The sequence below is a fragment of the Arthrobacter sp. Dra40 genome, assembly GCF_059091905.1.
In genome coordinates, this window is the sequence record NZ_JBNHHB010000015.1 from 35,816 (window position 1) to 60,939 (window position 25,124).

Consider the following 25,124-nt stretch of genomic DNA (forward strand, 5'->3'; position numbering starts at 1 on the left):
CCGCTTAGAGCCATGTTTGTGCAGGTTTCACCGCCCTGACACGGTAGAATTGACTGGGCGGCGCCCGTCCTCAGTGTGGAAGGGCGCCGACACACGAGTCCATCCGGACGGAACACAAGGAGTCAACGGCAACTGTGGCAGAGGACAACGAGCTGGAAAACACCGGCGCAGAACCCGCAATGGCAGAGGGCAACGACGGCAAGCATTACGACGCCAGCGACATCACTGTCCTCGAAGGCCTGGAAGCCGTCCGCAAGCGGCCGGGCATGTACATCGGTTCCACCGGTCCGCGTGGTCTGCACCATTTGGTCTACGAAGTCGTGGACAACTCCGTTGATGAAGCGCTTGCGGGTTACTGCGACACAATCGATGTCACGCTGCTGGCCGACGGCGGCGTCCGGGTGGTGGACAACGGCCGCGGCATCCCCGTTGACATGCACCCGACCGAAGGCAAGCCGACGGTCCAGGTGGTCATGACCATCCTGCACGCCGGCGGCAAATTCGGCGGCGGCGGGTACGCGGTCTCCGGCGGCCTGCACGGCGTCGGCATCTCCGTGGTCAACGCCTTGTCCGCCCGGGTGGAAACCGAGATCCGCCGCCAGGGCTACGTCTGGCAACAGTCGTTCGCCAACGGCGGCATGCCGGTGGGCGACCTTCGCCGCGGCGAGGAGACCACCGAGACCGGTACGTCACAGACTTTCTGGGCCGATCCGGAAATCTTCGAATCCACCGAGTACGACTTTGAGACGCTGCGCGCCCGGTTCCAGCAGATGGCCTTCCTGAACAAGGGCCTGAAGATCATCCTGACCGATGAGCGGCGTCCGGAAACCCACGCCCCGGACAGCGAAGACGTGGACCTGGACTCCGCCGGTTCCGAGGTCGAGACCACGGCCGAACACCGCCAGGTCGTCTACAAGTACGACCACGGGCTGTTGGACTACGTCACCCACCTGAACTCCTCCAAGAAGGTGGAAGTCATCCACCCCGAGGTCATCGCCTTCGAGACCGAGGACACGGAGCGGAAGCTCTCGGTGGAAATCGCGATGCAGTGGACCACCTCCTACTCGGAGAGCGTCCACACCTACGCGAACACCATCAACACGCATGAAGGCGGCACCCACGAAGAGGGCTTCCGTGCCGCGATGACGTCCCTGATCAACCGCTACGCGCGGGAAAAGAACCTGATCAAGGAGAAGGAAGACAACCTCACCGGCGATGACATCCGCGAGGGCCTGACTGCCGTCGTCTCCATGAAGCTGGGCGAGCCCCAGTTCGAGGGCCAGACCAAGACCAAACTGGGCAACTCCGAGGCCAAGGGGTTTGTGCAGCGTGTTGTCACGGACGGACTCGGCGACTGGCTGGAACGCAATCCGGGCCCGGCCCGCGATGTGATCCGCAAGTCCATCCAGGCTTCGCAGGCCCGGCTGGCCGCGCGGAAGGCACGCGAATCCACCCGGCGCAAGGGACTGCTGGAATCCGGCGGCATGCCGGGCAAGCTCAAGGACTGCTCGTCCCGCGATCCATCCAAGTCGGAAATCTACATCGTGGAGGGTGACTCGGCCGGTGGATCTGCCGTCCGCGGCCGGAACCCGGAAACCCAGGCCATCCTGCCCCTGCGCGGCAAGATCCTGAACGTGGAGCGGGCCAGGCTGGACCGAGCACTGGGCAACGCCGAAGTCCAGTCCATGATCACCGCCTTCGGCGCCGGCATCGGCGAGGACTTCGACGTCGAGAAGGCCCGGTACCACAAAATTATCTTGATGGCCGACGCCGACGTGGACGGCCAGCACATCACCACGCTGCTGCTGACCCTGTTGTTCCGGTACATGCGGCCATTGATCGAGAACGGCTACGTGTACCTCGCGCAGCCGCCGCTGTACCGGATCAAGTGGTCGAACCACTCGCACGACTATGTGTTCAGTGACCGCGAGCGGGACGAAACCGTCCGCCGCGGCCTGGCGAACAACCAGCGGCTGCCCAAGGAAAACGGCATCCAGCGGTACAAGGGCCTGGGCGAGATGGACTACACGGAACTGTGGGACACCACCATGGACCCGGACCACCGCACGCTGCTGCAGGTGACCATGGAGGACGCTGCCGCAGCGGACCAGACCTTCTCGGTGCTGATGGGAGAGGACGTCGAATCCCGGCGCTCCTTCATCCAGCAGAATGCCAAGGACGTCCGCTTCCTCGATATCTAGCGCGTCCCCTATGGACCCGCCAATGGCGAGCCCATGGGCAGCGGACCGCGACCAGGCTTTGACGTAAAGGAACTGAAACGATGAGCGACGAAGAGACGCCGGACCTGCCTGAAGGCATCGGCGAAGAGCCGATCGAGGGCGAAATCCTCACCGACCGGGTGGAGCAGGTGGACCTGCAGACCGAAATGCAGCGGTCCTACTTGGACTATGCCATGGCGGTTATCGTGGGCCGCGCGCTGCCGGACGTCCGTGATGGTCTCAAGCCGGTGCACCGGCGCGTCATCTACGCGATGTTCGACGGCGGCTACCGGCCGGAGCGATCCTTCAACAAATGCGCGCGCGTGGTGGGCGAGGTCATGGGCCAGTACCACCCGCACGGCGACATGGCCATCTACGATGCCCTGGTCCGGCTGATCCAGGACTGGACCATGCGTTACCCGCTGGCGTTGGGACAGGGCAACTTCGGCTCGCCCGGCAACGACGGCGCTGCCGCCCCGCGGTACACCGAAACCAAGATGGCGCCGCTGGCGCTGGAAATGGTCCGCGACATCGACGAAGACACCGTCGATTTCCAGGACAACTATGACGGCAAGAACCAGGAACCAACCGTCCTGCCGGCCCGCTTCCCGAACCTGCTGGTCAACGGATCCTCGGGCATCGCCGTCGGCATGGCCACCAACATACCGCCGCACAACCTGCGCGAAGTGGCCGAGGGCGTCCAGTGGTACCTGGATAATCCGACCGCCAACCGCGAGGAACTCCTCGAGGCCCTGATCCAGCGGATCAAGGGACCTGACTTCCCCACCGGTGCGCAGATCCTGGGCCACAAGGGCATCGAAGACGCCTACCGCACCGGCCGCGGCTCGATCACCATGCGGGCGGTGGTCAATGTAGAGGAAATCCAGGGCCGCACCTGCCTGGTCGTCACCGAACTTCCCTACCAGGCGAACCCGGACAATCTGGCGATGAAAATCGCCGAACTGGCCAAGGACGGCAAGGTCGCCGGCATCGCGGACCTGCGCGACGAGACGTCGGGCCGTACCGGCCAGCGCCTGGTCATTGTGCTCAAGCGCGACGCCGTGGCCAAGGTGGTGCTGAACAACCTCTACAAGCACACCTCGCTGCAGGAAAACTTCGCGGCCAACATGCTGGCAATTGTCGACGGCGTGCCGCGCACCTTGACCCTCGACGCCTTCATCCGGCATTGGGTCACCCACCAGTTGGAAGTCATTGTCCGCCGCACGCGCTTCCGGCTGAACAAGGCGGAACAAGAAGCGCACATCCTGCGCGGCCTGCTCAAGGCATTGGATGCCCTGGACGAAGTCATCGCGTTGATCCGCGCCTCGTCCACCACCGAAGAAGCCCGCGACGGCCTGATGCAGCTGCTGGACATCGACGAGGATCAGGCCCGGGCCATTCTGGACATGCAGCTGCGCAGGCTGGCTGCGCTGGAACGGCAGAAGATCCAGGACCGCCACGCGGAACTGGAGCGCATGATCGAAGAGTTCAACCGCATCCTGGCCTCCGAAGTGCTCCAGCGCAGCATTGTCAGCGAGGAACTGGCGCAGATTACGGAGAAGTTCGGCGACGACCGGCGGACCCAGATCATGATGGGCTACGGCGGGGACATGAGCATGGAAGACCTCATTCCCGAAGAGGAAATGGTGGTGACCATTACCCGCGGCGGTTACGTGAAGCGCACCCGCAGCGACAACTACCGGTCCCAGCAGCGCGGCGGCAAGGGGATCCGCGGCGCCCAGCTGCGTGGGGACGACGTCGTCGAGCACTTCTTTGTCACGACGACGCACCACTGGCTGCTGTTCTTCACCAACCTGGGCCGGGTCTACCGGGCCAAGACCTACGAACTGGCCGAGGCAGGACGCGACGCCAAGGGGCAGCACGTAGCGAACCTGCTGGCGTTCCAGCCGGATGAGCACATTGCCCAGGTGATGGACCTGAAGGATTACCAGCAGGCGCCCTACCTGGTGCTGGCCACCAAACGCGGCCTGATCAAGAAGACCCGGCTGGAAGACTACGACACCAACCGGTCCGCCGGAGTCATCGCGATCAACCTGCGCGAAGGCGACGAGCTCGTCTCGGCGCGGCTCGTGGCCGAAACCGACGACATGATGTTGGTTTCCCGCCGGGGCCAGTCGCTGCGCTTCACGGCCACGGACGAGGCGCTGCGGCCTATGGGCCGGGCCACCTCGGGCGTGACCGGCATGAAGTTCCGCGAGGACGACGAACTGTTGGTGGCAGGCGTGGTGCGCGACGACTCCTACGTCTTCATTGTCACCGAGGGCGGCTACGCCAAGCGGACCCTGGCCGACGAATACCGGGTCCAGGGCCGCGGTGGCCTGGGCATCAAGGTGGGCAAGTACCAAGAGGAACGCGGGCATCTGGTCGGCGCGCTGATTGTCCAGGAAGAAGACGAGGTGCTGGTGGTGATGGAAAGCGGCAAGGTGGTCCGCTCCTCCGTCGCCGGCGTTCCCGCCCGCGGCCGCGACACCATGGGCGTCATTTTCGCCAAGCCGGACAAGAAGGACCGCATCATCGCCGTGGCACGGAACTCCGAGCGGGGCCTGGGCGGCGACGAGGAAGACATCGAGAATCCGGACGCTCCCGAAGCTCCCGAAACCGGCACCGCGATCGACGCCGAAACCGACGCCGAAACTGCGCCGCAGGCCAACGATGAAGTACCGTTGGACGCAGACATGACGCAGTCCGCAGCCGAATCGCCGGCGCCGGAAAACGGAGGTAACGAGTGAGTACACCTAAAACGCCACGGCCGGGCACCCGCCCGCAGCCGGCCAACGCGCCTCGGGCTGGTACCACTCGCGGCGGCACGCCCGCCCGCCCCGCCCAGCGGCCGGCCAGCGGCGGGCAGCGTCCGGCTAACGGCGGGCAGCGCCCCGCGGGTCAGACCGGCAGCGCCGGGCTGGTCCGGCCGGCGCCGAAGGCCAAGGTCCGCCGTGCCCGCCTGCTGGTCAGCAAGGTAGACCCGTGGTCGGTGTTGAAGATGGCTTTCCTGCTCTCCGTTGCGCTGGGCATCGTCACCGTGGTGGCTTCCATCGTGCTCTGGACGACGCTGGACATCACCGGCATCTTCGACCGCGTCAACGGGCTCCTGACGGAAATCGCCGGCACCGAGGGCGGCGGGTTCGACCTGCGCTCCTATGCGTCATTGGGACAGGTGGCTTCATTCGCCACCATCATCGCCGTCGTCAACGTGGTTCTGCTGACCGCGCTGGCCATGTTGTCCGCGGTGCTCTACAACATCTCGGCCACCCTGGTGGGTGGCATCGGGGTCACGCTGACGGACGACTGAGCCGATTTGAAGTTCCGGCCCGGCGTGCTGTAAAGTCGTATCTCGGCCCGCAAGGGCAGGGGGCGTATAGCTCAGGCGGTTAGAGCGCTTCGCTGATAACGAAGAGGTCCCAGGTTCAAGTCCTGGTACGCCCACGGATTTACCAATCCCACCGATTTTGGGAGGACACCGTGAAGAAGTTGCTGCTGTTGGCAGCCGCGGCTGCGGGCGTGTTCGCTTACAAGAAGTGGCAGGAATCCGAAGCGGAGAAATCCGCATGGAGTAAGGCGACCGACAAGGTCGACTGACTCCGTCTCGGCCGGACAGGTACCGGCCGAACCCTTCCGGGGGCATGGCGCAATTGGTAGCGCACCTGCTTTGCAAGCAGGGGGTTAGGGGTTCGAGTCCCCTTGCCTCCACCGGAAAAAGGAAGGCCTGAACCGCAAAGGTTCGGGCCTTCCTTTTTGTATCACCGCAGGTCAGCGCCGTTTTCGACAGCGAAGTGCCTACTGTTCTTACCAAGAGTCGGCCCTCCAAGCCACTGCAATCGGTAGATATTCGGCAGAGAAATGGTAGTGATACGTGTTTGGTCTGGTGCGCCTAGTGCGCCTAAGGCCCCCGCGGAAACATGCGGGGAGCTGACAGCCCTCTCGACTAGGTGCGCCCGGTGCGCCCACGGAGGTCCGCTGACAGGCAATGCAGGTAAAACTATGATTCCGACATGATCAGCCAGCGAGTCGCACCTCTCCGTGTTCTCCTCGGAGCATTTGCCCTGGGGGCATTGCTCACCAAAGTCATGATTGTTCCGAGCACCGCGGCTGAGTACGCCGAGGCCTACCCCGAGGTTGCGTATCTGGCGGCCCCGTACCTCACTGCAATCGTGGTTGCAATCGGCGGATTTGAGGTGGCTTTGCTGGCAGCGTGGCAACTACTTTCGGCCGCGGCGGCCAGCGGAGCCTCGCCCGGTCGAGCAAAGCGATGGGCTAATGTCCTGGCAGTTTCCCTAAGTTTCATGGCAGTGATCTTCGCGGGCGTCTGTGTACACGCCGGATCCTTCGCAGCTGTCGGCGGGCCTGCGATGCTATTCGGGATTCTGGCCTCTCTCGCCCTTGTACTCGTCGCGTTCGTTCTCAGAAAAAAGGCCGTGGATTTCGTGCTGGGAGATGATGTCGACGGCCCTGTAGCTCACCGGGGCCAGTACCCGTTCACCCCACCGCACAGAGAAGGACGAGCCTAAGCCCTCCCATTCCTGCGCCGGCTGCTGGGACGCCGGGTAGGTGTCGTTCACCTGACCAGGCTTCCGTCCCCTCCCGCCCTTACCCCTTGCTTCGCCTGAACGTTGCCCAAATGCCCCGCGCGATAACGAACAACACCAGGGCGGCCCCCAGGGCGGCTGGTCCCATAAAACCGAGAGTGACTCCAATCCGGAGCGCAGAGGGCCGGATGTCGTCATTGGCCTCATCAATCCCACCGAAACCGAGCCAGGAGAAAAAGGCACTAGTCAGGCCGACGATAACCATCATCGAGCCAACCCCGTATATCGCTGCATTCGATAACCGGCCCACGTTTCCACGCCCCCTCATCGCCCTATCTTCCGGCCATCCTATGAGCTGCTACAACCCACCTTGGAGGGCACGCCGCAGCGTGACCGATTCCAACACCGCCTTCACTGTGGATGCAAGTGACAGCGACAAGTTGGGCCGCCAGTTGCAACAGTGATGCTTGCGCCTGATCTGCGCTCTGGGACATCAGCACCAAGGACTCACCGTCACGGCGGGTAATCCGGACAGGGTGGTCGGCCGCAGCCGCAAAGACTTCAGCGGAAGCGCGGCTCAGTTCAGATGACTGAAACGTCGTCCGGGGTCTTGTTGGTGTGCTCATCCGCCATCACTAACTCGAAACGTGTTCTGAAGTTTGACCGGGCCGTCTGGTCGTCCGCCGGGCCACCTGACTTCACCGCCCACAACATAACTGACATTATGTTGTGGGTCTTGCGTCATCAGCTCCCCTTCGTGTCCGGTCGTTTTGAAGGCCCTCCGCCGATGCCGTCAATCGTCTCGATGCCGACCCTGGTCGTAGCCGCTTTAGTGCAAACCAACCCGAGCCGGTCTAGTCCTCCAGGTCGAAGTCCAGGTCGAGGTCTTCGACGGCATTCAGTTGCCGCCACGTGGACCCGACGCCGGCAGTGCCGAGGGTCGAGGCGATCGGCATCCGGTCCACGGCGACCAACTGGTCCAGGTCCAGGCCGGTCAGCTCGGCGATGTCCCTGATGGGTGCTTGGAACATCCGGAACGGGCCCAGCGGCGGGACGTCGTCGATGGCCTCCGGCCGCGGGACGTCGGGCAGTTCGCTCAGCTCAGGCGTCTGGTCCACCACGTATCCGACGGCCGCCAACTCTCCCTGGTGGATTAACACGGCGACCTTGAAGAAGCGCAACGGGATCTCCACGACCCGATACACGGGATCTTGGGCGCTGAAAATCGGCCCGGTGAAAACGACGATCCTGTCCCGGTATTCGGCGGCATGCTCCTGCAGGTAAGACTCCAGGCCCAGCCACAGTTCGATGCCCTGGTTGAACTTGGCCGCCTGGGGAGCGGCGTTGGTGTAGTGAAAGGTGTCTTCGTTGGCCAGCTTCGCCTCGGCGGCCGTGTCGCCCCAGACCGCCGAGGCCCGGCGGACCAGGTGGCCGCGGTCGATGTCGTTCCGGGCGTAGACCCGCTCGCCCGTCTGCAGGTCGGGGGCCAGCCGGGGATCCAGCCGCCAGGGGATCCCGGCCCGGTCCAGGTCCATGAGCTTGCTGCCGTCCATACCCAGTCCTGTAACGGCGGCCAGTCGCTTATCCGGGCGCAGCAGAACCGAGAAGTGCGTGTAGGGCAACAGGACCGTCTCCACACCGGGCAGGGTGGGCATCGGCACGGGCTGGCCCAGGAAGTTCTCATCGAAGCCTGCACGGCCGGCGCGCAGCGGGCGTGGTATTCCCGCCCGGGCACGCACGGAACGGCTCCAGAACTACATCGAGACCCTGCGCAGCGCCGATAGCGCTGGTTGGTTCGGGCCCCGCCCCAACCCACCACGTGCGGACTGGCTGAATGTGATCACGCCGCTTCAGCACAGGAGCCTCTACCCCACTGCCTGCCTCGGTGACCCGGCGCGGCGATCACGCCACAAATCACATGCTGAGCCTGCCACACGGTCCGTTGTGACTTCAGCCCCGAATAGGGCGGCCGTCACCGGCCCCCGGTCATGTTCTGAGGTCAACTGATCGGCGCCGAAACCGTCCGTCCACGTCAGGCGCCTTGCCGTGCCCTGCATCAATGTCGGAAGCTTTCTCTGGGCCAGTTGCTTCACGGCTTCGGGAGTCGGCCGGCCCCGCTGTTCGTCCAGGGCGACCCGCAATTGCGCGGCCCGAATTGTACGGCGCAAATAGCGGGCCATTTCTCTCCGTGATGCCGGATCCGTCCGGAGCTTCCCATCCGGCGATCTCAGAGTATCGAAGGGTGACTGCAGCGGCGGCGGTGTCAGCTGGGCCAGTCGTACCACCGCTTCGGGCGTCTGTCGTGCCCGGGCCTCGTCCAAGGCGACCCGCAGTTGGGCTGCTTGGTTTCCCGTTCGTATCCGTCGAATGGTTTGTGGAGGTCCGGTGTTTCTCGTCACCAGCGGACATTGGCTCGCCCGGCTCTGCGCGCATAGTTCATGGTGGCAGAGAGTCCCGTAACCGCAAAGGACCCTGACGACGACTGGCATGCTCTGAACTGCTCCAGGAATCATGCCGCCGCCTTGTTGGTGACGTCCTCAGGCGGCCTAGCGTTCCTTGAGGGTCCGGGAGGCTCCAGGGCCGCCGTGCTGGACGCTTAGTCGCCGTATTGGGAGTCGTCGTTGCCCTCGCGGCCCTTCAACGCGGCATCGTAGGCTCGTTGTTCCGAAATTGTACGTCCCTCCGCGTTGCGGATAGCAGCGAACGCCCGCTGAACAACGGGCTTCTCCACCACGGCATGGTGTGCTGCCTTGGACTGTTGGAGGCCAGTAAGTGCCGAAGCTTGGTCGTTGGCCATGAACTTGTTTATGGTGTCGAACCCCGGCGCGGTGTTGCCTAACCTCAGATGGGTTTGGCTGATGGAGCGGTGGGCACAGTAATTGGGTCGGTTGCAAGGGCTACGCTTCACTCCACCCACAGCTCCCGAAAGGCCCCCAGCCATGGACGACCGCCCTGAAACCACCCAGCAGAACAGCGCCGCCCAGCCCGCCCTGGACAATCGCATCGAAGCGTACGCCTTGCTGGGGAACTTCCGGCCAGCACAGGGATCAGCCGAAGCCATCGCCGCCCACAGGTGGATATCGGCTATCGACACATCGACACGGCCGCGCTGTACGCCAACGAATCCGGCGCCGGCGAGGTGCGCCGGTTCATCGCCCAGGGATTCGCCAGTCGCGAGGACATTTTCGTCACCACCAAGGTCTAAAACGGCGACCACGGCTATGACCAGGCGCTGCGGGCCTTTGATGCCTCCCTGCAACAGCTGCGCCTCGACTACGTCGACCTGTACCTAATCCACTGGCCGCAGCCGAAGCGGAATATGTTCGTGGAGACCTACCGGGCACTCGAGCGGTTATACCAGGAAGGACGCGTGCGGGCCATCGGCGTCTCGAACTTCCATCCCGAGCATCTGGAGGTATTGCTCAAGGCCACCGACGTTGTACCGGCAGTGAATCAGATTGAGCTGCATCCGTGGCTCCAGCAGGACCGCGTGCGCCGGTTCAACGCAGATTATGGCATCCAGACCATCGCGTGGAGCCCCCTGGCCCGGGGCGCCGCGCTCGCAGATCCCGTAGTGGCGCAACTGGCCAGGTCAACGGGAAGGACCCCCGCGCAGATCGTCCTCCGCTGGCACCTGCAGCTTGGGCACGCCGCGATTCCCAAGGCCAGCTCCGCGGAGCGCATGGCCGAGAACCGGCGCGTCGGGGACTTTAATCTGGACCCGGAGGCCATGGCGCAACTGGCCGGGCTGGACCGGAATGGCAGGATCGGCCAGCACCCCGACGACGTGAACTGAACTTCGGCCGGTCCCCTACCTGTACCCGGACACGCAGCCCTGTTTCGAATGCAGGTACCGCGCAGGGACAAACGGGTACACACTACCCGCGCCTGCTACCGCCTCCGCCCGTAGGTTGAGTCATTGGCAGTGTGCCCTTCTGGGGCACCATGGGGGCGGCGGAGGCAGTGTATGCGTGCTTTAGTGATGGGCGGCGCGGGGTTCCTGGGATCTCACTTGTGCGGAACATTGTTGCGCCGAGGCGATTCGGTGATATGCGTGGACGATCTATCGACTGGTCGGATGAGCAACCTCGCCTCCTTCGCAGCTGACCCTGGCTTCACCTTTGTCCACGGAAACGTCAGCGAGCGCCTTGACATAGCCGGGCCGCTGGACATGGTGGCCCATCTGGCCAGTCCCGCATCCCCGCCTGACTATCACCGCCTCCCGTTGGAAACCCTGGCCGCCGGCAGCGGGGGCACTGAGAATGCGCTCATGTTGGCCGAGCGCAAATCGGCCAGATTCGTCCTTGCCTCAACCAGCGAAGTGTACGGCGATCCGGCCATCCATCCACAGACGGAAGAGTATTGGGGCAATGTCAGCTCGGTGGGGCCGCGGAGCGTTTACGATGAGGCCAAGCGGTTCGCCGAAGCCATCTCCATGGCCTATGCGCGCAGCCGCGGCGTCAACGTGGGCATAGTACGGATCTTCAACACCTTCGGACCCCGGATGCGGGCCAAGGACGGCCGGGTAGTCTCCAGCTTCATCGTCCAGGCGCTAAACGGTGACCCGCTGACCATTTATGGTGACGGCGCCCAGACGCGCAGCTTCTGCTACGTCGATGACCTCGTTCGGGGCCTCATCGCGATGCTGGACTGTGATGTAACAGGGCCCGTCAACCTTGGCAATCCGGAGGAAAAGACAGTTCAGGAGCTCGCCGAGCTGGTCCTGGAGGTCAGCGGCTCGTCGTCGGGCATTGAATTCCATCGACGGCCCGTGGACGATCCCATCCGCCGCTGCCCGGACATCGGACTGGCGGTACAGCGGCTGGGGTGGAAGCCGGAGATGACCACGGAGGACGGGCTTCGCCGGACCGTTGAGTACTTCCGTTCGCTACCTGACGAAGTCGTGGCAGCCGCCGGAAGCGTCGCCGGCGCCCAGTTCGAAGGTCCGTCGAAGCCAGCGCTGGTATCCCTTTGATGCCGCGTCCAACAGCCCTGATGACCGGTGGCGCCGGCTTCATCGGCAGCCACTGCTGCCGTGATCTGCTGGACAACGGTTATGACGTCGTGGTGGTCGATAGCCTTGTCAACAGCTCCCCCGCGGCGATCGGCAGGATCCTGGAGCTCGGCGGAGGCCAGCTCACGTTCCATCAGCTCGACATCAATGACGGCTCGGCCCTGGCCGAGGTCTTCGCCAGGTACGCGGTTGACGTCGTCGTTCACTTCGCAGCCCACAAGTCGGTCGGGGAATCCGTCCAACGGCCGCTGGAGTACTACAGCAACAACGTCTCCGGGCTGCTCAGCCTGCTCAACGCCATGCGCGGCGCCGACGTTAAGCACCTGATCTTTTCCTCCTCCTGCTCCATCTACGGGGATGCCGCAGAGCGACCGCTCACGGAGGAATCGCCGGCCCGTCCCACGAACCCGTATGCCCGGAGCAAATGGATGGGCGAGCTCATCCTCCAGGATTTCTGCGCCCGATACCCCGAGTGGTCGGTGACGGCGCTGCGCTATTTCAACCCCGCCGGCGCCCACCCCAGCGGCCGGCTGGGCGAGGATCCGGCCGGAGTGCCCAGCAACATCGTGCCCTTCCTGGCCCAGCTCGCCGCGGGCAGGCACCAGGAACTGAGTATCTTCGGCTCGGACTACCCCACCCAGGACGGCACCGCCGTACGGGACTACATTCACGTCCTGGACGTGGTTGAAGGGCACCGGCTCGCCCTGGAAACCGGCAGGGTGCCCGGATGCCGCCGCTACAACCTCGGCACCGGGGTCGGAACCTCCGTGCTAGGGCTCGTCCAGGCGTTCGCGGCGGTCACCGGCCGTTCCGTCCCCTACCGCTTGACCGACCGCAGGCCGGGCGACGTCCCGGAACTTGTCGCCTCGCCGGAACTGGCACGCATCGAACTGGGCTGGAAGGCGACCCGGGACCTGGCCGACATGTGCCGGGATGCCTGGCGGTTCCAGGAGCAAAACCCACAGGGATACGCCGGCACGGCTACAGACACCGGGACAGGCGCATGAAAAGCGAGAGCCTGAAGGTGCCGACAACCCCGGCGCCGTACCAGGCCCCCGATGACACGCCCACCGGCAGCGCCCGCGACGGCCGGCATCCCAGCACCGCCATCGTTGCGTCCACTCCTGACGGACCGGTCTTCGCGGGACGGAGGGCCACGTTGCCTCCTACCGCACGCGGGACGTTCGTTGCGGCACTGTCCACCCGTGACGCCGTCGTCGTCGCCCTGCTGACGGCAGTCTGGGCAGTCGTCTTCACCGCGTTCTGGGTGTGGTGGCTCCAACCGGAGCATCGCCTCGGGCGGGCGGGCCTGATACTCAACTCTGTTCTGCTGTTCTACGTCTCCTACCTGCCCTGCTACTTCCTGGTGATGGTTAACCGCCTCCGCCGCGTCAACCCGGACATTCCGGTCCCGGACCTTCGCGTCGCCTTCGTCGTCACCAAGGCACCGTCAGAGCCCTGGGACCTGGCCAGGAACACCCTCCTGGCGATGCTGGCCCAACAGTTACCCCATGCCTACGACGTCTGGCTCTGCGACGAGGACCCCGACCAGAAAGTTTTCGATTGGTGCCGGGAGCACGGAGTCCGGGTCTCCACCAGGTTCGGCATCGCCGAGTATCACCAGCCGCAGTGGCCGCGGCGGACGAAGTGCAAGGAGGGGAACCTCGCCTACTTCTACGACAGCTGGGGCTACCGGGATTACGACGTCGTGGCGCAACTGGACTGCGACCATGTGCCCTCGCCGTCGTATCTGGCGGAGATGGTCCGCCCCTTTGCGGATCCTGCCATCGGCTACGTTGCCGCCCCGAGTGTCAACGACTCCAACGCTGCCAGCTCCTGGTCCGCCCGGGGGCGGCTGCACCGGGAGGCCACCCTCCACGGCCCCTTCCAGCTGGGCCACTCTGACGGGCTCGCGCCCGCCTGCATCGGCTCCCATTACGCCGTACGCACCCAGGCGGTGCAGTCCATCGGGGGGATCGGGCCCGAACTCGCCGAGGACTTTTCGACGTCGTTGCTCCTCACCTCGGCAGGCTGGCGATCCGCCTTCGTAGACACCGCTGAGGCCCACGGCGAAGGGCCGCGAACCTTTGCCGCAATGATTACGCAGGAGTTCCAGTGGTCCCGCAGCCTTATGGTCCTGTTCATGGCCATGGCGCCGAAGCATATCCGCAGACTCCCCTGGCGGCTGCGGGTGCGCTTCCTGTTCGCCCTGTCCTATTACCCTCTCCTGGCCATCGTCACCGTAGCGGGACTGGCCCTGCCGGTGGTGGCAGCCGTCACGGGCACGCCGTGGGTCAACGTGAACTATTTCGAGTTCCTGGGCAGATGGATGGCGCTGAGCCTGTGCATGCTGGGGATGATTCTTTTCCTGCGCCGCCGTGGCATGCTGCGTCCGGCCAACGCGCCCGTTGTGAGCTGGGAGAACTGGCTGTACGGTTTGGCGCGCTGGCCGTTTGTCGCCTGGGGCGTTGCTGCAGCCGTGTGGCAAAAAGCCCAGCCGCGCCCGGTGGTATTCCGGGTGACGCCCAAGACCTCCGGGGAACTGGAACCCCTGCGGGCGTGGCTGATCCTCCCGTACGCGATCATCTCCGCGACGCTCGCCACCGCTGCCCTGATCGGTGAGGCAACCACCGGCGCCTACGGGTACGTTTTCCTATGCCTGCTGGGAGCCGCCGGCTACGCCGTTGTGGCCCTGGCCGTCCCGTTGCTGCATGCACTCGAAGCGGCACGCGCGGCCGGCGTCCCCCTGGCCACCTCGGTGCGAACTACGGCAGCGGCGCCGCTGACCCTCGCTGCCTGTGTCTGTGCCCTGGTTCTTACCGCCGCTGTACAGTATCCCCAGTATCTGCTGGGCCTTGTCAGCTACTGATAAGGCAGTACACGGGTAAGGCAGTACACGGGCGGCTCGGCGAAATCGGAAACCTTGTGATGGACGACGCTGGGAAACCCAACGAGTGTATTCTGCTCCAAAGTAAAGACTGTGCGGGGGCTTACTAAAGATGACGGCGGAGACTTCCAGTAATGAGTCGCGGCACGGCCCGAAGTGGGCACCCGGCGAGAGGCCGATAGCCAGGAGGCAACTGCCCTTGATCGTGGTGGGAGCCGCCGCCCTGCTCGGAGGGATCACTGTGTCACCAGGCAGCCCTGCCAGCAACAGACCGGCGTATGTGCCCATTGTCGGGGCCGACATTTCCTTCACTCTTCAGGAAGAGGCCATCGATAACCACGTCAGCGACAACGGGCGGACTCTTCCCATTGAGGAAGCCCTCGGTAGCCACGGGGTCAACTACGCCCGGCTGCGGCTGTGGGTCAATCCCCGCCCCGGGACCAGCGATCTGGATTCCGCCCTTGCGCTGGCACGGCGGGCAAAGTCCGCCGGGCTGGACCTCCTCCTGGACCTCCACTATGCGGATACGTGGGCGGACGTGCGCAACCAGCCCATTCCTGCCGCATGGACCGGACTGGATCTGGACGAACTCGCCGAGACAGTCAGGACCTACACCCGTGACGTGGTCGCGGCCTTCGCCCGGCAAGGCACGCCGCCGGCGATAGTGCAGGTGGGCAATGAGGTCACGTACGGCATGCTCTGGCCCTGGGGACAGATCGTGTTCGAATGGGGTGAGTGGTGGGACGGCTTCGCCACCGTGTTCAAAGCGGCAGCGGCCGGTGCCAGGGAAGGCAATCCGGGTCATCCCCCCTTGATCCTGATCCACGCCCATTCAGGCGGCGACGCGAACACCACGGCAAAATTCCTGGATCAGGTCCGGCGGAACGAGATGCCGTTCGACATGATCGGCCTCACCTACTACCCCTTTTGGAGCGGCCCGCTGGCCAACCTCGGGCGGAACCTCAACTTCCTGGCCGCCAGGTACGACAAGGACATCGTCATTGTGGAGACGGCCTATCCCTGGACCCTGGAAAGCGGTGACTCTGTACCCAGCGTGGTCAGCAGCGCAGCACAGTTGCCGGAGCGACAACTCTACCCCCCTACGCCCGAAGGACAGGCCCGGTTCTTTCAGGGCCTCAGGAGGGTGCTGGCCGATGTGCCGTCCGGACATGGCGCGGGCTTTTTCGTCTGGGAACCCGGCTGGCTGCCCGGCGTGCCGGCAGGGACCGGCTCCGGCAACAACCACAGCAATTTGACCCTCTTCGACTGGGACGGCAAAGCCCTGCCGGCGCTCGACGCGCTCAACCCGGCGCGCGCGGAAGGCTTGGCGCCCTCCCCCGGCAGCACCGGCCACTGAACGGCCGGAACGCGGAGTTCCCTTGTGTTCGGAGGCCTCCCCAGGAACCGGGGGTCGACGACGGCACATTAGTCATCGACGCGGATCAGGCCCATCTGGCCACCGTGATCTTCTGGATCCTGCAGCTGAGCCTGCACGGCCACCTGGACGCGGCCGACGACGGCGTGGCCTACTTCGGCGACGACGTCGAGGACCGCTTGGCGCCGAGGACCGCTTGGAAGCAGTTTAAGCGGGCTTCGGGCAGCGCCTGCAGCCGATCATCGACGCCTACATAAAGGCCGCATGCATCAGCGCTCCGCCCGATGACTGGCCACGCCACGCTGGCACTGGTCGACGTGCAGATCGACATTGCCCGGCTGCTGAGCAGTGCGACTCGGGAGCTGAACGCCAGCAACATGTTCAAGCTGGCAGAGGCCTTGAACAAAGCACAAACGCCTCTTGCCGCCCTGCTTTGCAAGCAGGGGGTTAGGGGTTCGAGTCCCCTTGCCTCCACCGGATGAACGAGGCCCCGATCTGCGGATCGGGGCCTCGTTGCATTTGCCGTCCATTCGCTAGCGCATGGCGCGTGATCGCCCCGCTTCGCCCCTACGCTGGAGGGGTGATCATTTTCCTGGCCACGCTGGCCGTGATCGGCATTTCCGCCTCGGGTCCCATCATGGCGGCCACTGCTGCGCCGGCCCTCGCCATCGCCTTCTGGCGGAACATGCTCGGTGCCGTGGTAATGGGCGTCCCGTCGGCCGTCGGCCGCCGCCGGGAGTTCCGGCAACTAACGACGTCGGACCTTGGCTACAGCGCGCTGGCGGCGGTTGCGTTGGCGCTCCACTTTGCCTGTTTCATCACGGCGCTGCAGTTGACCTCCGTGGCGGCGGCTACCGCTCTCGTCTGCCTGCAGTCGGTGTGGATCGTCCTGTTCAACAGGCTTCGCGGAATCAAGGCCTCGCGGCTGATCCTGTGCGGCGTCGGTCTCGCCTTCGTCGGCGTGCTGGTGATTTCCGGATTCGACCTGCAGCTCTCCAATGAGGCGCTCCTGGGCGACCTGCTCGCCCTGGTCGGCGGGGCGATGGCGGGAATCTACACGATGGCCGGAGGCAGGGTCCGGCGCCGGCTTTCGACCGGACCGTACACCACCATCTGCTACGGGCTGTGCGCAGTGATCCTGCTGGTGATGGCGCTGGCCTTCGGCCAGCCGCTGGTGGGGTTTCCCGCTGAGGCTTGGATCGGGATCCTCGGCGTAACCGTCGTTGCCCAGCTGCTGGGCCACTCGGTCTTCAATCACCTGCTGGCCGTTCTGAGCCCGCTGGTGGTTTCCATGTTCATACTGCTGGAAATCCCCGGGGCAGCGCTACTGGCGGCCATATTCCTCGGTGAGAGCCTGCCCTGGGGCACGTACATCGGGCTCGGCCTGATCTTGGCCGGGCTGGCCGCCGTCGTGCTCTCGCAGAATCGACCAAAGCTGGTTGCACCGGCGCCGGCCGCGGAAGCCACCGGCCCGGCGCCGGAATAGCCGGCTACAGCCCGCCTCGGGGAACGCGCAGCTGGGTCCGGGCTTGGTGGACCCGGCGCAGCAGCTTTGCCGGATAGTACACGGTCATGAAGATCAGCATCGGTACCCGAAACACACGGCGGTGAATCTTGTGGGCGCTGTACGTCCGCTCGAAGCGCGTGACGTAGTACCGGTAGTCCTTGGGCGAATCTTCCAACCGCCGGGCCGACATGCCGCTGATCATTTCCGGCACGTACTGGATCCTCAGTGCGTGGTCGGCCAGATGCACGGAAATATCGATGTCCTCGTGCAGCTGGTCCTCTTCATCGAGGCACACCTCGTGGCTGATGATGTCCCAGGCTCCGCGCCGGATGGCCATATTGGATCCGAAGAGGAAGTGGTACTGCTTCTTGGCCAGCTTCAGGACAAAGCGGCGCATGCGGTCGTCGGCCTGCAGCCCAAAGCGGCGCAGCGGCATGTCGTAGTACAGCACCGGACCGGTGCACGCCATGACCTCCGGATCGGCGAAGGCCCGCTGTACCTGCTCGACCCAGTCGGGTTCCAGCACCGAGTCCGCGTCGATCCTGCCCAGGATTTCCCCGGTGGCATGGGTGAAGCCAAAGTTCCGGGTGGGAATCAGGCCCTGTTCGGCATCCTGATGGAGCAGGATGAGCGGCACGTCCGGGTACTCGTGCTGCATGCTGCGGACCAGGTCTGCCGTGCCATCGGTGGATTTGTTGTCCACCACGATGATCTCCGACGGAGCCACGGACTGGCACAGGGCAGCGTAGATGCACTGGCGGATGACGGACTCTTCATTGAAGGCCGGAATGATGATCGAAACCCCTGGTGCGGCACTCTTCACGGCATGAATCTATCAGTCCCGTTCTCCGCAGGCGGGGAGGCACGGACCGTGCCCCATTGGGCCAGAAGCGGCGAATGGGAGCCCCCATCCGGGAGCTCCCATTCGCATGCTCGGGTTCGCTAGGATTTACTCCTTGACGTCCTTCTCTTCCGCCTTGTCGGCAGCTTCGGCCGCCTTCTGTCCGGCCGATCGCGCCGAGCGGGAGGCGCCATTGGCCGCGCTCTTGCCGCCGGCGGCTGCCGTGCCAGACGGGGCAGCCGTGCCGGCTGCAGCATCGGTACCCGCGGTGTCCACGTGCTTGGCCGAGGCCGCAGCAGGAGTGGTTCCCGCAGTAGTCTCGGCGGTTGCTGCGGTCGGTGCTGCCTGGGTGGCGGTTGGTCCCGCTACCGGGGCGGCCGCCGGAGTGGTGGGCTGGACCGGTGTCTTCCAAGGATCTTCGACCGGACGGGCAGCGCGCCAGGCGGCCACCGCTGCCACGGCTGCTGCGGCGAGAATGCCGACAATCAGCCACCCCTTGCCGCCGCGGGTCTTCTGCTGCTTCTGCAGCTCCTTGGCGGCGGCCAGCTTGGCGCTCCCGGCAGCCGATTTCTGGGCCTTGTTCAGCTTCTTGGCGGCCAATTTGGCGCTCTCGGCGGCCGCCTTCTGAGCCTTCTTCAGTGCCCGTTTGGATCCGCCTGCCTTGATCGCGGCGGCCTGGACGGAGACAGGCACGGCCGTCTTGTCCAAGGTCCTGGCGACCTGGTCCGCGGTGGCGCCGAGCCGGGCGGAGACGGTCGGTATGTACTCGCCGACCACCTTGTCACGGGCATGCGTGATGGCGGGGGTCGCACGGTCAAGGGTGACTTGGATCCGCGGTGCCGCCTCATCCATGGCTTGGGCAATCTTGGGCGCCAAGCCCTCCAGCCCGCCCTGGATTCGCGGCGTGACAGTGGCGAGGCCGTGGGAGAGATCCTTGGCTGCCGTTCCAATACCTTTTTCGATCCGCGGGACGGCCCAGTTTAAAGCGGCTTCCACTTTGGGAGAGGCCCAGTCCTTCGCTGTTTCTACGGCGACCAAAACGTTGCCTTCTGCTTCGCGGGTTACTCGATCGGTTTTCTTCACAACTACCTCCCGGAAATGGTGACGGTCGCTCCTCAGCCTACTTCCTGTGTTTGGACACGGCTATGCCGGCAAAGGAATACGCAGGATTTTCACTCACCGCGGAACCGGCCACTGGCGGGCCTGGGCTCAAAACGGCGTGGAAGAATGGTGCCATGACTGCTATTGCTACAGCTAAAGCCACTATCCACACCAACCACGGCGACATCGTGGTGAACCTGTTCGGCAACCACGCCCCGAAGACCGTGAAGAACTTCGTGGGACTGGCCACCGGCGAGATCACCTGGAAGCACCCGCAAACCGGTGAAGAGACCAACGCTCCCCTCTACGACGGCGTCATCTTCCACCGCATCATCAAGGACTTCATGCTCCAGGGCGGAGACCCGCTGGGCCAGGGCATCGGCGGCCCGGGATACCAGTTCGACGACGAAATCAACCCGGACCTGGATTTCAACGAGCCCTACAAGCTGGCCATGGCCAACGCAGGCATCCAGGGCGGCCGCGGCACCAACGGGTCGCAGTTCTTCATCACCACCGTCCCCACCACCTGGCTCCAGGGCAAGCACACGATCTTCGGTGACGTCACCGACGAAGCCTCGCGCGCCGTCGTCGATTCCCTCAATGCGGTGGCCACTGACATGCGTGACAAGCCGCTGGAAGATGTGGTCATCAAGAACATCACCGTAGAGCAGCTCTAAGTTTGCCTACCGTCCCCGCCCGGGAACCCCGGGCGGGGACCATGTCCCAGCAGGAGCGCCTCCATGTCCTACGGAATGCCGGCCGAACCGCCGCAGACCGATGTCCCCGTCTGCCCGCGGCATCCGGACCGCGTTTCCTATGTGCGCTGCCAACGCTGCGGACGTCCGGCCTGCCCGGAATGCCAGCGCACGGCCTCGGTAGGCATCCAGTGCGTCGATTGCGTCAGGGAAACTTCCCGGAGCACGCCGGCGGTCCGTACCGTCTACGGCGGGGCCGCGACGATGGGCCGGCCGGTGGTGACGCTGACCTTGATCGGCATCTGCGCCGTAGCGTATCTGCTGCAGTGGGTCATCCCGGGCTTCACCGAACAGTTCCTGTACGCGCCGCTGTACACCCTGCCGAATCCCTTCCTGCCAGCGGAACCGTGGCGAATGATCACCTCGGCCTTCCTGCATTCGCCGAACTTCCTGCTGCACATCGCCTTCAACCTCTACGCACTGTGGATCCTGGGCCGGCACCTCGAACCGTTGCTGGGGCGCCTGAGGTTCCTTGCGCTCTACCTGCTGTCCGGCTTCGGTGGATCCGTCGGCGTGCTCCTGCTCTCGGCGCCCAATGTCCCCGTGGTCGGCGCCTCCGGAGCGATCTTTGGACTCTTCGGCGCCTTGTTCATCGTGCAGCGGCAGCGTGGCGGTGAAGTGAGGTCGCTGTTGGTGCTGATCGGCATCAACGCCGTGCTGGGGTTTGTCGTCGCCGGCATAGCCTGGCAGGCGCACTTGGGCGGTCTGCTGGTCGGCGCGCTGTCCGCCGTGGTGCTGGCCTATGCGCCCAAGGGTAAGAACCGCAACATCGTGCAATTCACGGGACTCACAGCCATTTTCCTGCTCCTGGTAGCAGTGACTGCGTTGAAGGCGTTCGCCTAAGGCATCCCGGTCCGCCCCAGGCGGGCAGGCACCGCGTCCATTTCGGAAGCAGTGTCTGTCCGCCTTCTCTTTGTCCCCATCCTGTGGGTGAGAGTGTGGAGAATTTCCGTCCCGAATTATGGATAAACGGCTTTATCCACAGGGGTTGTCCACAGTGAGGATAACTTACACACATGTAGTTCCACAGGTGTGGATAACGTCATTCCGGCGATCAGCGGCCCAACGGAAAAATAATCCCCAAAGTTATACACGCCTGTGGATAACTTCGGTCTACAACTGTGAAAACGTGGACAACTAGACTGCAGCACCTGCAGGTTTGCAAGCATTGCCTTAGGGAAGGCGACACAATCGGACGGTAAATGACACAAGCGGGCCCAGCGGCGCGGACGTCGGGTAACCTTGAAAATCCGGTCCCTAGCTCGACCAGCCAAGGACTGCGCGGCCGTCCCGAACCCAGTTTACAGTCGAGTCGAAGGTGCCGCGCCCCACGCGTTTTGCACGGCCAGCCGGGTCTCCTTCAGGACCTGCTCCTGTCAACCTGTGCCCGGCCGGGCCACCCATGCGCCCTTCCGTGATGGGAAGGATCAACAGAAGGAAACACACGTGACTAGCGAAACCGGCAACTCCGCACGAATCGATCTCACCAGCGAGGAAATCTTCAGCGCCCACGAGGGTGGCAAGCTGCGGATAGGCCTCACTGCCCCGCTGGAGAGCAAGCGCGACCTTTCCATCGCCTACACCCCGGGAGTAGCCCAGGTCAGCCGGGCGATCAACACGGACCCCGAACTGGCACAGAAGTACACGTGGGCCTCGCGCCTGGTGGCGGTGGTCTCCGACGGTACGGCGGTCCTGGGCTTGGGCAACATCGGCGCGGCCGCATCGCTCCCGGTGATGGAGGGCAAGGCAGCACTTTTCAAGCAGTTCGCCGGGCTGGACTCGATTCCCCTGGTCCTGGAGACCACTGACGTCGACGAGATCATTGAGACCTTGGTGCGGCTGCGGTCGAGCTTCGGTGCCGTGAACCTTGAGGACATCTCCGCGCCGCGCTGCTTCGAACTGGAAGCGCGGTTGATCGAAGCACTGGACATGCCGGTCATGCATGACGACCAGCACGGCACCGCCGTCGTCGCTCTCGCCGCACTGACCAATGCCGCCAAGGTGGTCAATCGCGAGCTGTCCTCGCTCAAGGTGGTCATCTCCGGAGCGGGCGCTGCCGGCATCGCCGTCGCCGAGATCCTGCTGGCCGCCGGTATTGCGGATGTCACGCTGCTGGATTCACGCGGCATCATCCACAGCGGCCGCGGCGACCTGACCGAAATCAAGGCTGCCTACGCGGCCCGCACCAATCCGCGCGGCACCACCGGCGGCAGCGCGCAGGCACTCGATGGCGCCGACGTTTTCATCGGCGTCTCCAGCGGCACGATCCCAGAAGAGACGCTGGAGAAGATGTCCGACGACGCCATCATCTTCGCGCTGTCCAACCCGGACCCGGAAGTGCACCCGGAGACGGCGGCCAAGTTCGCGAAGGTCGTGGCCACCGGCCGCAGCGACTTCCCCAACCAGATCAACAACGTGCTGGCCTTCCCGGGCATCTTCCGCGGCGCTCTGGATGCCGGTGCGCGCCGGATCACGTCGGCCATGAAGGTAGCAGCGGCCGACGCAATTGCCGGCATCGTCGGGGATGACCTTGCCGCCGACTACATCATTCCCAGCCCGCTGGATTCGCGGGTCGCCCCGGCCGTCACTGCCGCCGTGATGTCCGCCGTCGACGAAGGCTGACTGTTACGCGCTGTGGTTCGCCGCGGCCTTAGCCGGCCAGGAGCCCGTTCCCGCATCCGGGAGCGGGCTCCGCGCCTCTCTATCCGGGCACCGCCCGTTCAGAGCCACTTGTTACGTCTAAAGAACCAATACAGCCCGAAGGCAGTCAGGACCATGAGGACCAGTGCAAAGGGGTAGCCCAAGGTCCATTGGAGTTCGGGCATCACCTTGAAGTTCATTCCGTAGATCGCGGCCACCAGGGTCGGAGCGAAGAGTATTGCTGCCCAGGAAGAGATCCGCTTGACCTGCTCGTTTTGAGCGACGCTGGTTTCGGTGAGTTTCTGGGCCTGCAGCGTTGAACTGAGGCTCAAGGCATTTTGCAGGACGGCCCGGAAAGCATTGACGCGCTCGTTCAGCCGGATGACGTGGTCTTGGACGTCGCGCAGGCCTCGGGCCACCTCCAGGTCCAGCGCGTGGTCCTCCGGGCCGCGGTGCAGGATGGAGATGATGCCCTCCAGCGGCTGGATGGCACGCTGGAACTCGATGACTTCACGCAGCAGCTCGTAAATCCGTCGCGAAACGTTGGGGTCGCCGCCGAAGAGTTGGTCCTCGATTTCGTCGACGTCAATCTCCAGGCCGAGCACCACCGGTTCGTACTCATCCACGACCTGGTCCACGATCGCGTAGAGCGCAGCCTGCGGGCCAGCCGCCAGCAGATCAGGCGAGGCTTCCATCCGATGCCGTACGCGCGACAGATCCGGCGATTCGGCATGCCGGACGGTGATCAGGAAATTCTCCCCCATGAAGGTGTGCAGTTCGCCGAACTCCACCTTCTCCGTCTCGTCGATGTAGCGGGCGGGCCGGAGCACGGCGAACAAGGTGCTGCCGTATCGTTCCAGTTTGGCGCGCTGATGGCCGCGCAGGGCGTCTTCCACCGCCAGGTAATGCAGATCGAACTCGGCCGCCACGGTGGCCAGCTCGGGCTCGCTTGGCCGGTAGAGGCCGATCCACGCCATGCCCCCGTGCCGGCGCAGCTCATTGAACGTCTGCTCCAGGCTTTCCGGGGTGGCGGCACGTACGCCGTTGACGTAGATGCCGTTATCTACCAGCACCACCGCCTACGATCGCCACCGGGTCGTCATCAGGAATCCGGCGATGGCGATGCCGAAACCAATCATGATGTTCCAAGACCCTGCGGCCGGCAGCGGCCAAGCTCCCTGCGTGATGTAGAAAACGATGATCCACAGCAGGCCTACGATCATGAGGCCGAACATGACCGGCTTAAACCAGACAGCATTGGGCTGGTTGCCCTTGGCGGTCAATTCTTCGGGACGCCGTTCGGTCCTCTTGCGGCGCTTCGAGTCGGGCACAGATCCTCCGGGACATCAGGGGCGGTTGGTGGACCGGACCGGCTGCAGTGTCCTCGCGAGTCCGCCGCCGTCGGGCCGTCTAGCTGTTTAGTCTAGCCAATCTATGTGACGTTCGCCGCCGCGCATTTGCCGGGACCGCTGCCGCGGGCCGATCATAGTGGAGTGCTGCTGGTTAGCGCAGGGCTCCCGTTTCCCGGATCGGGGCCGGCTGCTGGCTCCACCCGTCTACCATCCGCCGTAACTCCACGATTGGCACGATCGTCACATGAGCAAGTCTCCACGCATCCTCGTCATCGACAATTACGACAGTTTTGTCTATACCCTGGTCGCCTACCTGCAGCAGTTGGGTGCGGAAACGACAGTGGTGCGCAACGACGACGTCACGCTGGATGAGGCGGTGGAACTGGCCGGGGCCCGCGACGGCGTCTTGGTCTCCCCCGGCCCCGGAACGCCCGCGGAAGCCGGCATCTGTATTGAGCTGATCCGCTGGTGCGGCCGGGAGGCAAAGCCGATGTTCGGCGTGTGCTTGGGGCACCAGGCGCTGGCTGAAGCCTACGGCGCCACCGTGACCCATGCTCCCGAACTGATGCACGGCAAGACGTCCGACGTCACCCACCGCAACCAGAACGTCTTCGAGGGTGTGCCGAACCCGTTCACGGCCACCCGCTACCATTCCTTGGCAGCAGTGCGCAGTACCATCCCCGCCCAGCTCGAGATCACCGCGGAGACCGACAGCGGGGTGGTCATGGGCTTGGCCCATCGGAGCGCACCTCTGTGGGGGGTGCAGTTCCATCCTGAATCGGTGTTGACCGAGGGTGGCTACTTGATGCTGGGCAACTGGCTGGAATCGCTCGGCGCGGAGGGAACCGCTGAACGTGCAGCCACGCTCAGCCCGCTGATTTCCCACTGA

At 64.5% G+C, this 25,124-nt stretch carries 21 protein-coding genes, 3 tRNA genes and 1 pseudogene; 19 read left to right on the forward strand and 6 right to left on the reverse strand.

Features of this window, described 5'->3' with window-relative positions; genetic code table 11:
- The first annotated feature begins 179 nt into the window (after positions 1 to 179).
- The 7 genes from gyrB to AC5RWT_RS09795 all read left to right on the forward strand — a co-directional run bounded on the left by gyrB (position 180) and on the right by AC5RWT_RS09795 (position 6,745).
- The gene (gene gyrB / locus AC5RWT_RS09765; protein WP_494080098.1) at positions 180 to 2,201 is read left to right on the forward strand and encodes a DNA topoisomerase (ATP-hydrolyzing) subunit B; all 2,022 of its coding nucleotides are present in this window, start codon (positions 180 to 182) and stop codon (positions 2,199 to 2,201) included.
- An 80-nt stretch (positions 2,202 to 2,281) separates the two neighbouring features.
- Entirely contained in the window at positions 2,282 to 4,969 is a 2,688-nt protein-coding gene (gene gyrA / locus AC5RWT_RS09770) for a DNA gyrase subunit A (RefSeq protein ID WP_494080068.1), read from the forward strand.
- The gene (locus tag AC5RWT_RS09775; RefSeq protein ID WP_494043312.1) at positions 4,966 to 5,529 is read left to right on the forward strand and encodes a DUF3566 domain-containing protein; all 564 of its coding nucleotides are present in this window, start codon (positions 4,966 to 4,968) and stop codon (positions 5,527 to 5,529) included. The genes gyrA and AC5RWT_RS09775 overlap by 4 nt, the downstream gene beginning before the upstream one ends.
- Before the next feature lie 60 nt (positions 5,530 to 5,589).
- Positions 5,590 to 5,663, forward strand: a tRNA-Ile gene (locus AC5RWT_RS09780).
- Between the two features lie 36 nt (positions 5,664 to 5,699).
- On the forward strand, positions 5,700 to 5,816 hold the full coding sequence (locus AC5RWT_RS09785; RefSeq protein WP_353915299.1) for a DLW-39 family protein: 117 nt from the start codon (positions 5,700 to 5,702) through the stop codon (positions 5,814 to 5,816).
- Positions 5,817 to 5,854: 38 nt separating this feature from the next.
- Positions 5,855 to 5,927, forward strand: a tRNA-Ala gene (locus AC5RWT_RS09790).
- Between the two features lie 302 nt (positions 5,928 to 6,229).
- The gene (locus tag AC5RWT_RS09795; RefSeq protein WP_494080069.1) at positions 6,230 to 6,745 is read left to right on the forward strand and encodes a DUF2975 domain-containing protein; all 516 of its coding nucleotides are present in this window, start codon (positions 6,230 to 6,232) and stop codon (positions 6,743 to 6,745) included.
- An 872-nt stretch (positions 6,746 to 7,617) separates the two neighbouring features.
- On the opposite strand, the gene AC5RWT_RS09800 is transcribed toward AC5RWT_RS09795, so the two are convergent.
- Both AC5RWT_RS09800 and AC5RWT_RS09805 read right to left on the reverse strand, forming a co-directional pair.
- A complete protein-coding gene (locus AC5RWT_RS09800) occupies positions 7,618 to 8,502 on the reverse strand; it encodes a DNA/RNA non-specific endonuclease (protein WP_494080070.1) in 885 nt (294 codons plus the stop codon).
- 857 nt (positions 8,503 to 9,359) lie between these two features.
- On the reverse strand, positions 9,360 to 9,560 hold the full coding sequence (locus AC5RWT_RS09805) for a hypothetical protein (RefSeq protein ID WP_494080071.1): 201 nt from the start codon (positions 9,558 to 9,560) through the stop codon (positions 9,360 to 9,362).
- 276 nt (positions 9,561 to 9,836) lie between these two features.
- Here AC5RWT_RS09805 and AC5RWT_RS09810 point away from each other — a divergent pair.
- The 8 genes and pseudogenes from AC5RWT_RS09810 to AC5RWT_RS09845 all read left to right on the forward strand — a co-directional run bounded on the left by AC5RWT_RS09810 (position 9,837) and on the right by AC5RWT_RS09845 (position 17,525).
- A pseudogene (locus AC5RWT_RS09810) lies at positions 9,837 to 10,559 on the forward strand (aldo/keto reductase).
- Positions 10,560 to 10,745: 186 nt separating this feature from the next.
- Positions 10,746 to 11,738 (forward strand): UDP-glucuronic acid decarboxylase family protein, encoded by a 993-nt coding sequence (locus AC5RWT_RS09815; protein WP_494080099.1) that lies wholly within the window; start codon positions 10,746 to 10,748, stop codon positions 11,736 to 11,738.
- Entirely contained in the window at positions 11,738 to 12,784 is a 1,047-nt protein-coding gene (gene galE / locus AC5RWT_RS09820) for a UDP-glucose 4-epimerase GalE (RefSeq protein ID WP_494080072.1), read from the forward strand. The genes AC5RWT_RS09815 and galE overlap by 1 nt, the downstream gene beginning before the upstream one ends.
- A complete protein-coding gene (locus AC5RWT_RS09825) occupies positions 12,781 to 14,646 on the forward strand; it encodes a glycosyltransferase family 2 protein (RefSeq protein WP_494080073.1) in 1,866 nt (621 codons plus the stop codon). Before galE ends, AC5RWT_RS09825 begins: the two co-directional genes overlap by 4 nt.
- A gap of 298 nt (positions 14,647 to 14,944) precedes the next feature.
- Positions 14,945 to 16,021 carry a glycoside hydrolase family 53 protein gene (locus AC5RWT_RS09830; RefSeq protein ID WP_494080074.1) on the forward strand — a complete coding sequence of 359 codons (1,077 nt, stop codon included), beginning with the start codon at positions 14,945 to 14,947 and terminating at the stop codon, positions 16,019 to 16,021.
- Between the two features lie 104 nt (positions 16,022 to 16,125).
- Positions 16,126 to 16,296: a hypothetical protein gene (locus tag AC5RWT_RS09835; protein ID WP_494080075.1), complete on the forward strand. Its 171-nt coding sequence runs from the start codon at positions 16,126 to 16,128 to the stop codon at positions 16,294 to 16,296.
- Positions 16,297 to 16,397: 101 nt separating this feature from the next.
- A tRNA-Ala gene (locus AC5RWT_RS09840) sits at positions 16,398 to 16,513 on the forward strand.
- Between the two features lie 106 nt (positions 16,514 to 16,619).
- Positions 16,620 to 17,525 carry a DMT family transporter gene (locus AC5RWT_RS09845; protein WP_494080076.1) on the forward strand — a complete coding sequence of 302 codons (906 nt, stop codon included), beginning with the start codon at positions 16,620 to 16,622 and terminating at the stop codon, positions 17,523 to 17,525.
- A gap of 4 nt (positions 17,526 to 17,529) precedes the next feature.
- On the opposite strand, the gene AC5RWT_RS09850 is transcribed toward AC5RWT_RS09845, so the two are convergent.
- On the reverse strand, positions 17,530 to 18,369 hold the full coding sequence (locus AC5RWT_RS09850) for a glycosyltransferase family 2 protein (protein ID WP_494043314.1): 840 nt from the start codon (positions 18,367 to 18,369) through the stop codon (positions 17,530 to 17,532).
- 126 nt (positions 18,370 to 18,495) lie between these two features.
- The gene (locus AC5RWT_RS09855) at positions 18,496 to 19,470 is read right to left on the reverse strand and encodes a hypothetical protein (RefSeq protein ID WP_494080077.1); all 975 of its coding nucleotides are present in this window, start codon (positions 19,468 to 19,470) and stop codon (positions 18,496 to 18,498) included.
- 152 nt (positions 19,471 to 19,622) lie between these two features.
- Here AC5RWT_RS09855 and AC5RWT_RS09860 point away from each other — a divergent pair, with 152 nt between their 5' ends.
- The 3 genes from AC5RWT_RS09860 (at position 19,623) to AC5RWT_RS09870 (ending at position 22,865) form a co-directional block, all read left to right on the forward strand.
- Positions 19,623 to 20,165 (forward strand): peptidylprolyl isomerase, encoded by a 543-nt coding sequence (locus tag AC5RWT_RS09860; protein WP_127513194.1) that lies wholly within the window; start codon positions 19,623 to 19,625, stop codon positions 20,163 to 20,165.
- A gap of 63 nt (positions 20,166 to 20,228) precedes the next feature.
- Positions 20,229 to 21,086, forward strand: a complete 858-nt coding sequence (locus AC5RWT_RS09865; protein ID WP_494043316.1) for a rhomboid family intramembrane serine protease — start codon at positions 20,229 to 20,231, stop codon at positions 21,084 to 21,086.
- Between the two features lie 603 nt (positions 21,087 to 21,689).
- Positions 21,690 to 22,865, forward strand: coding sequence for an NAD(P)-dependent malic enzyme (locus AC5RWT_RS09870; protein WP_494080078.1), 1,176 nt, complete (start codon positions 21,690 to 21,692; stop codon positions 22,863 to 22,865).
- Between the two features lie 98 nt (positions 22,866 to 22,963).
- Here AC5RWT_RS09870 and AC5RWT_RS09875 read toward each other — a convergent pair whose 3' ends face one another.
- Positions 22,964 to 23,959 carry a magnesium and cobalt transport protein CorA gene (locus AC5RWT_RS09875; RefSeq protein WP_494043318.1) on the reverse strand — a complete coding sequence of 332 codons (996 nt, stop codon included), beginning with the start codon at positions 23,957 to 23,959 and terminating at the stop codon, positions 22,964 to 22,966.
- Positions 23,960 to 23,962: 3 nt separating this feature from the next.
- The gene (locus AC5RWT_RS09880) at positions 23,963 to 24,214 is read right to left on the reverse strand and encodes a cell division protein CrgA (RefSeq protein WP_494043319.1); all 252 of its coding nucleotides are present in this window, start codon (positions 24,212 to 24,214) and stop codon (positions 23,963 to 23,965) included.
- A gap of 265 nt (positions 24,215 to 24,479) precedes the next feature.
- Here AC5RWT_RS09880 and AC5RWT_RS09885 point away from each other — a divergent pair, with 265 nt between their 5' ends.
- Positions 24,480 to 25,124 carry an aminodeoxychorismate/anthranilate synthase component II gene (locus AC5RWT_RS09885; RefSeq protein ID WP_494043320.1) on the forward strand — a complete coding sequence of 215 codons (645 nt, stop codon included), beginning with the start codon at positions 24,480 to 24,482 and terminating at the stop codon, positions 25,122 to 25,124.